Annotated in this window: 10 protein-coding genes; 3 read left to right on the top strand and 7 right to left on the bottom strand. The window is 69.6% G+C overall.

The genetic code is table 11. The features are described 5' to 3' along the window. Nucleotides 1–660: a response regulator transcription factor gene (locus tag ACSHT8_RS14800; RefSeq protein WP_436501585.1), complete on the top strand. Its 660-nt coding sequence runs from the start codon at nt 1–3 to the stop codon at nt 658–660. On the opposite strand, the gene ACSHT8_RS14795 is transcribed toward ACSHT8_RS14800, so the two are convergent. Continuing rightward, nucleotides 642–1,094 (bottom strand): GNAT family N-acetyltransferase, encoded by a 453-nt coding sequence (locus ACSHT8_RS14795; RefSeq protein WP_436501583.1) that lies wholly within the window; start codon nt 1,092–1,094, stop codon nt 642–644. The two genes, ACSHT8_RS14800 and ACSHT8_RS14795, sit on opposite strands and share 19 nt — an antisense overlap. Nucleotides 1,095–1,220: 126 nt before the next feature. Between ACSHT8_RS14795 and ACSHT8_RS14790 the strand changes: the two genes are divergently transcribed. Then, complete coding sequence (locus ACSHT8_RS14790) at nt 1,221–4,970, top strand: NPCBM/NEW2 domain-containing protein (protein ID WP_436501581.1); 3,750 nt, start codon at nt 1,221–1,223, stop codon at nt 4,968–4,970. A gap of 64 nt (nt 4,971–5,034) precedes the next feature. Here ACSHT8_RS14790 and asnB (ACSHT8_RS14785) read toward each other — a convergent pair whose 3' ends face one another. The 4 genes from asnB (ACSHT8_RS14785) to ACSHT8_RS14770 are packed head-to-tail and all read right to left on the bottom strand — an operon-like array spanning nt 5,035 to nt 10,221. Further along, nucleotides 5,035–6,870: an asparagine synthase (glutamine-hydrolyzing) gene (gene asnB, locus ACSHT8_RS14785; RefSeq protein WP_436501579.1), complete on the bottom strand. Its 1,836-nt coding sequence runs from the start codon at nt 6,868–6,870 to the stop codon at nt 5,035–5,037. A 9-nt stretch (nt 6,871–6,879) separates the two neighbouring features. Continuing rightward, on the bottom strand, nt 6,880–8,712 hold the full coding sequence (gene asnB, locus ACSHT8_RS14780) for an asparagine synthase (glutamine-hydrolyzing) (RefSeq protein ID WP_436501577.1): 1,833 nt from the start codon (nt 8,710–8,712) through the stop codon (nt 6,880–6,882). 10 nt (nt 8,713–8,722) lie between these two features. Continuing rightward, nucleotides 8,723–9,724: a methyltransferase gene (locus ACSHT8_RS14775; RefSeq protein ID WP_436501575.1), complete on the bottom strand. Its 1,002-nt coding sequence runs from the start codon at nt 9,722–9,724 to the stop codon at nt 8,723–8,725. After that, on the bottom strand, nt 9,721–10,221 hold the full coding sequence (locus tag ACSHT8_RS14770) for a PhzA/PhzB family protein (protein WP_436501573.1): 501 nt from the start codon (nt 10,219–10,221) through the stop codon (nt 9,721–9,723). Before ACSHT8_RS14770 ends, ACSHT8_RS14775 begins: the two co-directional genes overlap by 4 nt. 94 nt (nt 10,222–10,315) lie before the next feature. On the opposite strand from ACSHT8_RS14770, the gene ACSHT8_RS14765 reads away from it, so the two are divergent. After that, nucleotides 10,316–11,161 (top strand): PhzF family phenazine biosynthesis protein, encoded by an 846-nt coding sequence (locus ACSHT8_RS14765; RefSeq protein WP_436501571.1) that lies wholly within the window; start codon nt 10,316–10,318, stop codon nt 11,159–11,161. A gap of 36 nt (nt 11,162–11,197) precedes the next feature. Here ACSHT8_RS14765 and ACSHT8_RS14760 read toward each other — a convergent pair whose 3' ends face one another. Next, nucleotides 11,198–11,914, bottom strand: a complete 717-nt coding sequence (locus ACSHT8_RS14760; protein WP_436501569.1) for a pyridoxal 5'-phosphate synthase — start codon at nt 11,912–11,914, stop codon at nt 11,198–11,200. Then, the gene (locus ACSHT8_RS14755; protein ID WP_436501567.1) at nt 11,904–13,103 is read right to left on the bottom strand and encodes an RNA-guided endonuclease InsQ/TnpB family protein; all 1,200 of its coding nucleotides are present in this window, start codon (nt 13,101–13,103) and stop codon (nt 11,904–11,906) included. The genes ACSHT8_RS14760 and ACSHT8_RS14755 overlap by 11 nt, the downstream gene beginning before the upstream one ends. Nucleotides 13,104–13,350: the final 247 nt, after the last annotated feature.

The raw sequence follows: 13,350 nt of genomic DNA, 5'->3' as shown, positions 1-13,350 counted from the left end.
GTGCGGGTGCTGGTCACGGAGGATGACGACGACATTCGGGTGGCGGTAGCGTCCGCCTTGCGCGGCGCGGGTTTCGCCGTCGACGCGGTCGCCGACCTCCCCGACGCCGACATGGCCGTGCACGTCAACGCCTACGACTGCGCGGTCTTCGACCGGATGCTCCCCGCGGGCGATTCGCTGAGGTATGTGTCGGGCAAGCGCGCGGCGGGCTGGCCGGTGCCGGTGCTGTTCCTGACCGCCCGCGACAGCGTCGCCGACCGGGTCGCGGGCCTGCGCCACGGCGGCGACGACTACCTCGTGAAGCCGTTCGCCATGGTGGAGCTGATCGCGCGCGTCGGCAGCCTGTGCCGCCGCAACGCCGCGGGTGCCCCCTCGGTCCTGCGCTGCGCCGATGTCGAACTCGACCCGGCCCGCCACGAGGTGCGTCGGGCGGGGGTGCTGCTGACGCTGACCCGCACGGAGTTCGCGGTGCTGGAACGGATGATGAGCACACCGGGCCAGCCGGTGGCCCGCGCCGAGCTCATCCGCCATGGTTGGGATGAGATGGCGGATCCGGCGTCGAACGTGCTGGACGTGCTGATCGCGCAGCTCCGCCGCAAACTCCGCCCGCCGTCGGTGATCGAGACCGTGCGGGGGATCGGCTACCGCATCAGCCGGTAGCGCAGGAACGGCGTGTCCCCGATCGACACGCCGCCGTCCGGGACGAACCCCAGCCGCAGCAAGGCCGCCGCGCGGCCACGGCTGGGCGGGAGCAGCGCGGTGACCGAGTCGCACCCGGGATCGGCGAACACGCGCTCGATGATCTCCGGGTAGATCCGCCTGCCGAGCCCCCACGCCGACGGCCGCAGCACCAGCGCGATGTCCACGTCCGCGCCCTCCGGCTGCGGCCCGCCCCAGCCGACGAACTCGCCGTCGGCCAGGAACGCCCACGGGCCGTAGCCGTGGTCCGCCCAGATCCGCTCCTTGGCCGCGACGAACTCCGCGGCGTCGAAGGCGCCCGCCAGCGGCATGTGGCGGCGCACCGCCGGATCGGTCATCAGGGCCACGAGTTCGCCGCGCTCGATGTCGGGCAGGCGGGCGAAGGTGATCTCCATTTCACCAGCCTGCCCCAATCAGTGGTGCAAACAAGTTTCCTTACTCCCCTCTCAGCTAGTGACAGAGGCCACTGCGATGAGGTAGACCTAGGACCACTGCTTGAACATGTTCGAAATGAGGGTCTAATGCGCACAAAACGTCAGACCACTGCTACCCGGCTCTGGGGCGGCGCCCTGGCCGCCGCGGTAGTCGCGGGGCTGGTGGGGGCCACGACCCCCGCGGCCGCCGCCGCACCGCCCGGCGCGCTCGGCGCGGTCACCGGGTTCACCCCCGACCAGGGCTCCTTCACCTTCGAGGCCGGAACCGCCAAGGTGAAGGTCGAGTTCCAGCGCGACGACGTCTTCCGCATCTGGCTCGCCCCGGACGGCCAGTTCACCGACCCGGCGAACACCCCGCCCACCGACCCCAACGCCCCCAAATCCAACATCGTGGTGAAGCGTGACTACCCCGCCACCGCGACGACCTGGTCCGACCAGGGCGACCACTACTCCCTGCGCACGGGCAAGGCCGAGGTCCGCGCGTACAAGAACCCGCTGCGCTTCGCCCTGCACAAGCCTGACGGCCAGGTCATCTGGTCGGAGACCGCGCCGCTGAAGTGGACCGACTCCAGCGCCACGCAGTCGCTCAGCCGCGGCGCCACCGAGCAGTTCGTCGGCGGCGGCATGCAGAACGGCCGCTTCTCCCACCGGGACAAGACCATCAAGGTCGCCCGTGACTTCAACTGGGAGGACGGCGGCAACCCGAACTCCTCGCCGTATTACATGAGCACCGCCGGATACGGCGTGCTGCGCAACACCTTCGCTTCCGGCACCTACGCGTTCAACGCGCCCGTGGCGACCACCCACCAGGAACAGCGGTTCGACGCGTACTACTTCGTCGGCGACATGTTCACCTCCCTCGACCGCTACACCGAGCTGACCGGCCGCCCGTTCCTGCCGCCGATCTACGGCATGGAGTACGGCGACTCCGACTGCTACAACCGCGGCCACTACCGCCCGGGCGTCGACCCGGACCCGAAGAACGACTGGAAGTACCACCCGGACAAAGAGATCACCACCGACGCCGGGAAGATCGCGCAGAAGTTCGTCGACCACGACATGCCCGGCGGCTGGATGCTCGTCAACGACGACTACGGCTGCGGCTACTCCACCAACCGCGACGCCTACGAGCAGAAGCCCGGTGTGGAGACCTACTTCGGCATCCGGGACATCAACGCCCTGGCCGAGACGGGCAAGCAGCTGCGCGACCGCGGCATCCAGATGGGCCTGTGGACCGAGTCGGCCCTGGACAAGCAGCCTGAAGAGGTCGGCCAGGCGGGTGTGCGCGTGCGCAAGCTCGACGTGGCCTGGGTCGGCCCCGGCTACCGGCACGCGCTCTCCGCGTGCGACGAGGCGCACGGCGGCATCGAGCAGCACAGCGACGCGCGTGGCTACAGCTGGATGGTCGAGGGCTGGGCGGGTGCGCAGCGCTGCGCGGTCCAGTGGACCGGTGACCACAGCGGCACCCTGGACAACATCAAGTGGCAGATCCCGGCGATCCACGGCTCCGGCAACTCCGGTATCGCCTACGCCGCCGGTGACATCGACGGCATCTTCGGCGGCAGCCCCACCAGCTACGTGCGCGACCTGCAGTGGAAGGCGTTCAACCCGGCCCTGATGACGATGAGCGGCTGGTCGACGCCGAAGTTCAAGCAGCCGTGGACCTACGGCGAGCCCTACACCTCGATCAACCGCAAGTACCTGCAGCTGCGGGAGCGCCTGCTGCCGTACCTCTACAGCTACGCGGCGAAGGCGCACGACACCGGCGCGCCGATCAACCGGTCGCTGATCCTGGAGTACCCCGAGGACCCCAAGACCTGGGACGACACCACAAAGTACGAGTTCCTCGCGGGCAGTGAGTTCCTCGTCGCTCCCGTGTGGACCGACACCGAGGTCAAGGACGGCATCTACCTGCCGAAGGGCACCTGGGTCGACTACTGGACCGGGCAGGTCCACGAGGGTCCGAAGACCATCAACGGCTACCACGCCCCGCTCGACCGGCTCCCGCTGTTCGTCAAGGGCGGCGCGATCGTGCCCATGGCGCGCGCCGGCGTCAACCACCACAGCGAGTTCAAGCCCGGCGACCGGCTCACCCTCGACATCTACCCCGAGGGCGTCACCGGCTTCGACTACTACGAGGACGACGGCGTCACCCGCGAACACCGTGACGGCGCCGCCGCGCGCCAGTCCTTCCAGGTGATCGCGCCCGCCCGCGGCATCGGCGACGTCGAGGTCAAGATCGGCCCGAGTGTCGGCGACTACGACGGCAAGGCCACCGCCCGGCCGTACGAGTTCACCGTCCACACCGGAACCGCGCCGATCAGGGTCAAGGGCCGCACCGGCGGTCTGGTTCCGCCGGTGTCGCAGGCGGACTACGCGAACGCCTTCACCGGCTGGTACTACGCCGACGGCGTCGTGCACATCAAGACCCCGCAGGTCAAGGCGACTGACGAGCAGGTGTACACCCTGGTCCGCGGCAGCGCGGTCGGTGGCAACCGCGGCGGCCTCGGCACGCCCGGCCTGTCCGCCCCCAGCCTCTGGGCGGGCGCGGGCCAGCCGACCAAGGTGACCGCGACCTTCACCAACGCCACCAACGACGTAGCCCGCAACGTGAAGCTCACCCCCGCCCTCCCCGAGGGCTGGACCGCGTCGGCGTCGCCCACGTTCGCGCGGGTCGAGGCGGGCACGACGGTCAGCTCCGACCTCACCATCACCCCGCCCGCGGGCGCGACCGGCAAGACAACGGTCCGGCTCGACGCGGCCTACACCTGGCGTCAGGCGGCGTACACCAACTCCACCCACGCCACCGCGCAGGTGCCGTACGCCTCGGTCGCCGCGGCGTACAACACCGTCGGGATCACCGACGCGGCCACCTACGCCAAGGGCAACTTCGACGGCGCGGGCGACAGCTTCGCCGCCGAACTCCTGGCGGCGCAGGGCTTCACCGGCGGCACCGAGGTGACGGTCCAGGGCGCCAAGTTCGCCTGGCCCGCGCCGGGTGTGCCGAACATGGTGAAGGGCTCGAACCACCCGATCCTGGTGTCGGGCACGGGTACCCACGTCGCCTTCCTCGGCGCGGGTTCGAGCACGACCGCGACCGGCAACGTGACGCTGATGTACACCGACGGCACCGAGCAGACCAAGCCGCTGACGTTCCCGAACTGGTCCTTCCAGGACGCGTCGACCGGCGGGGCGAAGCTCGCGGTGTCGGTCAAGGGCCGCTACACCCCGACCGGGCTCGGCAACACCGACGTCGACTACCGGGTCTTCTACAACACCGTGGAACTGGCCCCCGGCAAGAAGCTCCAGGCGGTCAAGCTGCCCCCGTCGGCGCCGTTCGGCATCTTCGCCGCCGCGGTGCACGACCGGCCGCTGCCGCCCGCGCCGAAGGGCGACGCGTTCGTCAGCGACCTGGAGTGGCTGTCGTCGAGCAACGGCTGGGGTCCGGTGGAACGCGACCGCAGCAACAACGAGAGCGCGGCGGGCGATGGTAAGACGCTCACGCTCAACGGCGTCACCTTCACCAAGGGCCTGGGCGCGCACGCGGCGTCGAACATCAAGGTCAACCTCGGCGGCACGTGCAACACCTTCACCGCCAAGGTCGGCGTGGACGACGAGATGGGTGACACCAGTCCGTCCAGTGTCGTCTTCAAGGTGCTGGTGGACGGCGCGGAGAAGTACTCGTCGCCCACGATGAAGCCCACCTCGGCCACAGTCGACGTGAGTGTGTCGGTCACCGGCGGGCGCACGTTGGAACTGGTCGTCACCGACGCGGGCGACGGCGTGGCCAGCGACCACGGCGACTGGGCGGAGGCGAAACTGTCCTGTAATCCGTAAGGTTTCAGGCTGAGGGGGGCGGTCGTTCGCGACCGCCCCCCTCAGCTGTCCGGGAGGCGCGGTCTCAGAGCTCCAGCGAGGGCTTGTAAAGGTCGAGCCAGTGGTAGAGGTCCAGCACCCGGTCGATCCCGCGGCGCGCGTCGCTCGGCTTGGACACGTCCTGTTGCACGATGTTCGTGAGCCAATCCTGGTCCAGCAGCGCGTGTACCGGGTGGTCGTGGTCGGCGAGGACCTCCTTGGCCTGCTGCTGCAACGCGAGTCCGTAACCAGGGTCCTGCGTGGACGGGTACGGGCTCTTGCGCCTGCCTCGCACGGACTCCGGTAGCACATGCGCCGTGGCCGCGCGGAGCAGACTCTTCTCCCGGCCGTCGAACGTCTTCATGGACCACGGGACGTTGTAGAGGTACTCCACGAGTCGGTGATCGCAGAACGGCACCCGGACCTCAAGGCCGACGGCCATGGAGATCCGGTCCTTGCGGTCCAGCAGCATCCGGACGAACCGGGTCAGGTGAAGGTTCTGGTTCACCCGCATCAGCCGCTCCGGCGCGTCCGCGCCGTCCTGATGGTCGACCGCGGCCACGGCGGTGGCGTACTGGTCGTCGACGTAGACATCGAGGTCCAGGCGACGCCGGAGGTGCGGAGCGAGGCACGCGGACCGGTCGCCGCTCATCGGGCTGCGGTAGGCCAGCCACGGGAAGGTCGGCGCGTTCACCGCCACCGGGTCGTGCATCCAGCGGTACCCGCCGAACACCTCGTCGGCGGACTCGCCGGACAGGGCGACCGTGGACTGCTCGCGGATCGCCTTGAACATCAGGTACAGCGAACTGTCCGTCTCGCCGAAGCCGACCGGCATGTCCCTTGCGGTGATCACGGCCCTGCGCAGGTCCGGGTCGGTCAGGTCGCGCGGGTCCAGCGTGATGAACTGGTGTGCCGAGCTGACCCGCTCCGTCACGTCCCGGATGAACGGGGTGTCCGGGCTGTCCCAGTTCTCGTCGGCCGCGAACGTCGACTCGCGGCCGACGAAGTCCACCGAGAACGTCCTGAGCCGCTCCCCTTCCGCGGCCAACCGGGCGGCCGCGATCCCGGTGACCGCGCTGGAGTCCAGTCCGCCCGACAGCAGCACACACCGCGGCACGTCGGCGACGAGCTGCCGGTGCACGATGTCGGTCATCAGCGAGCGGACGCGGTCGATGGTCGTGTCGAGGTCATCGGTGTGCGCTGCGGGCTCCAGGGCCCAATAGGTGCGCTGACGGATGCCGGAGCGGTCGACTGTGACGATCGTGCCCGGCTCGACCTCGTACATGTCCTTCCAGAGCGACCACTTCGGCACCATCGTGAACCCGACCAGCTCGCGGAGACCGTCGATGTCGACGACCTTGCGCGCCAGCGGGTTGGCCAGGATCGCCTTGGGCTCGGAGCCGAAGAGGACCCCGTCACGGGTCGGGTAGTAGTAGAACGGCTTGACGCCGAGGCGGTCCCGGATCATCACGAGCTTCTCGCCGCGTTCGTCCCAGATGGCGAACGCGAACATCCCATTGAGGTGTTCGGCGACCGCCTCGCCCCATTCGAGGTAGCCGTGCAGCACGACCTCGGTGTCGCCGGCGGTCTGGAACCTGTGCCCCTTGGCCAGTAGCTCCTGGCGCAGTTCGGCGAAGTTGTACGCCTCGCCGCTGTAGACCATGGCGACGGCACCCTGCGGGGTCTGGACCGCCATCGGCTGGCGCCCGCCCGGCAGATCGATGATGGCCAGCCGCCGGTGGCCGAGGGCGACGTGCGGCCGGATCCAGGTGCCCGAGTCGTCCGGACCACGGCACGCCATGGTGGTGGTCATGGCGTTCGCGACCTCGGATCTCCTGGTCAGATCGCTGTCGAAGGCGACCCAGCCCGCGATTCCACACATGGCGGTCCTTTACCGTGGTTCGATCTTGGGCTGGTACATGTCGAGCCAGTGGTACAGGTCCAGCACCCGATCGACCCCGCGCCGCACGTTGCTCGGCACCCGCGCCGGGTCCAGCGCCACGGCGTCGGTCAGCCAGACCGGGTCGACCAGGTCGAACACCGCGTGGCCGCTGTCGGCCAGCACTTCCTTCGCCTGCTGCTGCAGCGCCGCCAGGTAGCGCGGGTCCTGAGTGGACGGGTACGACGCCTTGACCCGGTCGCGCGCCGACGGCGGCAGGACGTGCGCGGTGGCGTGGCGCAGCAGGCTTTTCTCCCGCCCGTCGAACGTCTTCATCGACCACGGGGCGTTGTAGGCGTACTCGACGAGCCGGTGGTCGCAGAACGGCACCCGGACCTCCAGGCCCACCGCCATCGACACCCGGTCCTTGCGGTCGAGCAGCATCCGCACGAACCGGGTCAGGTGCAGGTTACTGACCACCCGCATCTTCCGTTCCAATTCGGACGCGCCGTCGAGGTGGTCCACGGTGTTGACGGCGGCGGCGTACTGGTCGGCGACGTAGCCGTCGATGTCCAGCGACCGCCGCAGGTCGGGTCGCAGGATCGCGGACCGGTCGCCGCTCATCGCGCTCTGGAACGCCAGCCAGGGGAACGTGCCCGAGTTGACCGCGGCCTCGTCGTGGAACCAGCGGTAGCCGCCGAACACCTCGTCGGCCGACTCGCCGGACAGCGCGACCGTCGACTCGGCGCGGATCGCCTGGAACAGCAGGTAGAGCGAGGAGTCCATCTCGCCGAAGCCGATCGGCAGGTCGCGGGCGGCGATCACCTTGCGGCGCAGCTCGGGGTCGGTCAGCAGGGCGGGGTCGATCGTGATGGTCTGGTGCGTCGAGCCGACCAGGTTCACCACGTCCCGGATATAAGGCGTGTCCGGGGTGTCGCGGACCTCGTCGGCGCGGAAGGTCTCCTCCCGGTCGACGAAGTCCACCGAGAACGTCCGCAGCTGGTCGCCGAGGCGGGCCGCGGACAGGCCGGTGATGGCGCTGGAGTCCAAGCCGCCCGACAGCAGCACGCACCGCGGCACGTCCGCCACGAGCTGCCGCGCGACGATGTCGGTCATCAGCTCCCGCACCCGCCCGACCGTGGCGTCCAGGTCATCGGTGTGCGGGGCGGCCTCCAGCCGCCAGTACGTGCGGGTGTGGATGCCGTCGGTGTCGACCGTGACGATCGTGCCCGGCTCGACCTCGTACATCCCCTTCCACAGCGACCACCCCGGCGCCATGGTGAACCCGATCAGGTCCCGCAGCCCCGACGCGTCGACCTCGCGACGGGCCAGCGGGTTGGCCAGGATCGCCTTGGGCTCCGAGCCGAACAGCACGCCGTCGGCGGTGGGGTAGTAGTAGAGCGGCTTGATGCCCAGCCGGTCGCGGACCATCACCAGCTTGCGCCGCCGCTCGTCCCAGATGGCGAAGGCGTACATGCCGTTGAGGTGGTCGACGACCGCCTCGCCCCACTCGAGGTAGCCCCGCAGGACGACCTCGGTGTCGCTGTTCGTGCGGAACGTGTGCCCCGCGGCGGTCAGCTCGGCGCGCAGCTCGGCGAAGTTGTACGTCTCACCGCTGTAGGTGAGCACGACCTCGCCCGCCACCGTGTGCGCCCGCATCGGCTGCACGCCGCCCGCGAGGTCGATGATCGCGAGCCTGCGGTGGCCCAGCGCGGCCGCGCCCCGCACCCACGTCCCGGCGTCGTCCGGGCCGCGCGGGGCCATGGTGTCCGTCATCGCCCGCACCGTGTCGTGGTGGCGCGTCAGGTCGCGGTCGTAGGACACCCAGCCGGTGATGCCGCACATGTGTTGGTCCTCAGGCTCGCGGGGCGACGATCAGCGCGGTGGTCTCCACCGGCAGCTCCGCCGACCGCTCGACCTCAAGGCCCGCGCGGTGCAGCAGCGTGGTGAGGTGCTCGCGGGAGCGGTGCCTGCCGCCGGTGGTCATCAGCAGGTGCAGGTCCCACAGCGCGGGCAGCATGGTCGACTCGCCGTCGTCGGTGACGAGGCGGTCGAGCAGCAGCAGCCTGCCCGATTCGCCCATGGCGGCGCGGATCGACTCGAACAGCCCGACGATGTCGTCGTCGGAGTGCCCGGCCAGCACCCGGCACAGCAGGTAGACGTCGCCGCCTTCGGGGACGCCGTCGAACATGCTGCCGCCGACGACGGTCACCCGGTCCAGCCCGACCGTGGCCGCCAGGTTCGCCTTGGCCGCGTCGACCACGTGCTCGCGGTCGAGCACGGTGCCGCGCGCGTTCGGCGTCGCCGCCAGGATCGCCGCGAGCAGCGCGCCGTTGCCGCCGCCGATGTCCACGACGTGCTTGCCCGCGAAGTCATAGACGGTCGGCACGTGGTCGAAGAAGAGGTTGCCCGCCTTCATCGCCCGCTGGAACCGGTCGGAGGCGTCGCGGTGCTCGCCGAGGTAGGCGTAGAGCGGGGTGCCGTACGCGGCCTCGAACCCGGAGCTGACCGTGCTGATCGCCTGGTGGGCGTGGCCCCACGCGGCGTAGAACTCCTCGCCGTAGAGCAGGCACATGGCCCGCTGCGAACCCGGCACGTCCAGCAGCGCCTCGCTCACCGGGGTGTTGCGGTAGCCGTCGCGGCCGTTGCCCTCGAACACGTCGATGGCCACGAGCAGCCGCATCAGCCGGTGCACGCCGTCCTCTTTGGACCCGCTGGCCGCGGCGAGGTCCGCGTCGGTGGTCCGGCCCGCGGCGATGTGGTCGGGGATGCCGAGCTTGACCGCGGTGTAGACGGCCTGCGCGCGCCACCCGCCGGTGATCAGCTCGACGACGGCGCGGGCCGCGTCCAGGCTCACGATGCCTCCTTGGCGGCTCCGCCGGTGGGGATGCCACCGCGGCGGATGACGGGAATGTCGATGCTGAGCGCCCGCAGCTGGTTGTACGGGTTCATGAACTCGCGCTGCTGGACGATCTTGCCGTCGTCGAGCAGGAACGAGTGCAGGAAGTGGTTGCGGTACTGGCCGGGCGGGTAGTCGGGGTAGAGGATCTGGCCCTCGCCGTCGCACTCGACCCAGAAGCGGTTCGGGTCCTGGGTCTCGAAGACCTCGATGTTGAACCAGTGCCAGTCCGGGAACATCTTCAGCGACCACTCGCCGTGCGCCTTGAGCACCTCGTGCCCGCACGACACGATGGGCTCCGGCGTGTCACCGGTGTAGAGGCCGCTGGTGCCGTCCTCGGTGAAGAGCAGGTAGCGGGTCAGCCGGTTCTCGCCCCGGCGGCCCATGTAGTCCTCGACGACGGATCGGTTGCGGCGACGCAGCTCGGCGTTGCCGTCGGCGAACGAGTCGGTCATAGGCTGAACTTCGCACCGGGCCCGGGAACCGTCAACGTGTCCAAGGGTGCTGGTCCCCGCTTGGACGCCGCCCGGAATCAGTAGCTTCCGGAACATGCCTGACTACGTGGTCGCAGATGTGTTCACCGACGTCGCCCTGCGGGGGAACCCGGTCGCCGTCTTCCTCGACGCGCGGGGCATGACCGCCCAGCTGATGCAGCGGGTGGCCCGCGAGATGAATCTCTCGGAGACGACCTTCGTGCTCCCCCCGGAGAACGGCGGGGACGTCCGCGTGCGGATCTTCACCCCGGTCAACGAACTCCCCTTCGCCGGTCACCCGACCCTGGGCACCGCCGTGGCGCTGGGCCAGTCCCGCGACGGCGACCGGCTGCTGATGGAAACCGCCATGGGCACCATCCCGTTCGACTACCAGCGCGTCGACGGCAAGGTGGTGGCGGCCAGGATGCGGCAGCCGGTCCCCACCTGGGAGCCCTACGCCGAGGCCGAGCACCTGCTGGACTCGCTCGGGGTGAAGTCGTCGACGGTGCCGGTGGAGGTCTACCGCAACGGCCCCCGGCACGTCTACATCGGACTCCCCAGCGTCGAGGCGCTGTCCGAACTGCACCCCGACCAGCGCGGCCTGGCCGAACACCTCGACATGGCCGCCAACTGCTTCGCCGGGGAGGGCACGCACTGGCGGATGCGCATGTTCTCGCCCGCCTACGGCGTGGCCGAGGACGCCGCCACCGGCTCCGCGGCCGGGCCGCTGGCGATCCACCTGGCCAGGCACGGTCTCGCCGAGTGGGGCGCGGAGATCGAGATCCTCCAGGGCGTGGAGATGGGCCGCCGCTCGGCGATGTACGCCACCGCCTTCGGCGACGCCGACGCGGTCGAGCGCGTCGAGGTCGCGGGGTCGGCGGTCGTGGTGTCGCGCGGAACGATGGACCTGTCGAACGTGTGAGGCCGTGGGGCCCGCTCAGGCGGGCCCCAGGTCACCTCAGGGCTGGAGTCGCGTCGACACCCAGCCGCCGTCGACAAAGTCGTACCGGATCCGGCGGTGCAGGCGCTCCGGGTCGGCCTGCCAGAACTCCACAGTGGACGGGGTGAACAGGTAGCCGAGCCAGGGCTCCGGCCGGTCGAGCTTCTCGCCGCTCTCGGCCAGCCTGCGTGCCTCCTTGCGCAGCGCCTCCTCGTCCTCCAGCACCGAACTCTGCGCGGAGGCCACCGACATCGGGTGCGTCGCGGGCGGCCGGGCCTTCCACAGGGCGTCGGACAGCTGCGGCGACAGCGGCGCCACCGGGCCGGTCAGGATCACCTGCCTGCCCGACTCCCGCCAGTACAGGACCCCGGAGGCCCAGCCGGTGGCGGCGATGTCGCGGCCCTTCTGGCTGCCCGCGTGGCTGGTGAACACCAGCCCCTCCTCGGTGATCCGGATGGTCTGCACGATCCGGTTCGAGACCCGCCCCTCCACGTCGGCGGTCGCCAGCGCGAGCACGCCGGGCTCCCGGACCCCCGTGTCGACCGCGTCCTCGAACCACGCCTTGACCAGCGCGATCGGGTCGTCCGTCACTTCGCCTCCTCGTAAGCCAACCGTTCGGTGATCTTCCTGTTTCGTTGACCGTTGCTCCGACGTAGCCGAAGGCTGACATGGTCTCCACAGGCGTTTCGTCTCTCCGGGGAACTTCCCGGCGAGAAAGACATGGTCAAGCGACATCGGCGAGCATCGCCGCGAGCACGTTGGTGGCGGCGTTGTGGTCCCGGTCATGAACGATGCCGCACCCGGTGCAGGTCCAGGTCCGGTCGCCTAGGGCCAACCCGCCGTATCGCTGCCCGCATCCCGGGGTCGAGCAGGTCTTGGAGCTGGGGAACCAGCGATCGGCCTTCCACACACGCGACCCATACCAGCCGGTTTTGTAGTCGAGTTGACGGACGAACTCGCCCCACCCGGCATCGGAGATCGCGCGGGCCAATCGCCGGTTGCGGGTCATCCCTTGAATATTGAGTGTTTCCACCGCGATGGCCGACTTGGTTCTCGCCAACCGTGTGGTGGTCTTGTGCAGGAAATCGGCCCGCCGGTGAGCGACCCGCAGATGCACCCGGGCCAGTTGGGCGCGCCGCTTGACCCGGTTCGCCGACCCCCGCCGGGAGCGGGCCAGTGCCTTGTTCGCCTTGCGCAGCTTCCGCAGCGCCGCTTTGAGCGGCTTCGGCGCCCGGACCTCGGTAACCGTACCGTCGGTGTCTACGATCGTTGCGAAGGTGGTCAGGCCGAGGTCGATGCCACAGGCTGGGGCATCGGGCGGGACGGTCCGGCGCTGGTCGAGTGTGCTGCGGTCGATCTCGATCTGAAATGAGATCCACCAGCGCCCGGCCCGCTCCTTCACCGTCGCACCCAACACCCTGGCCGCACCGTCCGCGAGTCGATCCACTAACCAGGTCATGTCCTCCCGGGAGGCCACTACCCCGACCCCTGGCAGCCGTACTGTGCGGACGTCGACCGGTTTGGCTCGGTCGGCGTCGTAGCGGAACCGACTGCCGTGCTTGCGTTTGCGCCAGGACGGGAACCCGACCTTGCGGCCCGTGCGTTTACCGGTGCGGGAATCGAAGAAGTTGCTAAATCCGGCCGCCCGGACCCGACATGCCTCCTTCGGGACCCGCGACGACAACCCGGCATCGGTGAACCACGGGAACCGCTTAGGGTGCGTTGCACGCCATGCAGACTCCAACGCCGGAGCCGACCACGGCACCGGCGTCAACCCGCCGTCGGGCACACCGTAGGTCTTCTCTGCCGCCCGCTGATCAAGAGCGGCCTTCACCCGTTCCAACGCGAAGTTCTCCACCAGCCGCGACAAACCGGCATGCCGTCCGAGCCGCACCCGCTGATCGTCGGTCGGGGCCAACTCCACCCGAAACCCCTGCCTACTCACCCCGAACCCCGAGAAGCGGCAGCACACACGTCCGCACGCAAGCGACACACCCGCAGCGACAACAGACAACGAGCCCCATAGCTATTCCCCACCACCGGACCTACATCGACCCCGACCGGAGCGATCACACCCACGCTACGACCACACACCGACACAACATGGAGCTTGGCCCACTCCCGGTCGACTCAACCCTCAGCCGCCACCCGTCAAGGACCACGATGAAATC

It is taken from the genome of Actinokineospora sp. HUAS TT18 (assembly GCF_051364635.1).
GTDB lineage: Bacteria > Actinomycetota > Actinomycetes > Mycobacteriales > Pseudonocardiaceae > Actinokineospora.
This window is presented reverse-complemented; position numbering and strand designations above follow the sequence as displayed.

What these genes read in the sequence shown, in the direction of transcription:
- ACSHT8_RS14795 (WP_436501583.1), bottom strand. Translation starts at nt 1,094, where the DNA reads ATGGAGATCACCTTCGCCCGCCTGCCCGACATCGAGCGCGGCGAACTC.
- ACSHT8_RS14790 (WP_436501581.1), top strand. Translation starts at nt 1,221, where the DNA reads ATGCGCACAAAACGTCAGACCACTGCTACCCGGCTCTGGGGCGGCGCC.
- asnB (WP_436501579.1), bottom strand. Translation starts at nt 6,870, where the DNA reads ATGTGTGGAATCGCGGGCTGGGTCGCCTTCGACAGCGATCTGACCAGG.
- asnB (WP_436501577.1), bottom strand. Translation starts at nt 8,712, where the DNA reads ATGTGCGGCATCACCGGCTGGGTGTCCTACGACCGCGACCTGACGCGC.
- ACSHT8_RS14770 (WP_436501573.1), bottom strand. Translation starts at nt 10,221, where the DNA reads ATGACCGACTCGTTCGCCGACGGCAACGCCGAGCTGCGTCGCCGCAAC.
- ACSHT8_RS14765 (WP_436501571.1), top strand. Translation starts at nt 10,316, where the DNA reads ATGCCTGACTACGTGGTCGCAGATGTGTTCACCGACGTCGCCCTGCGG.
- ACSHT8_RS14760 (WP_436501569.1), bottom strand. Translation starts at nt 11,914, where the DNA reads ATGTCGCTTGACCATGTCTTTCTCGCCGGGAAGTTCCCCGGAGAGACG.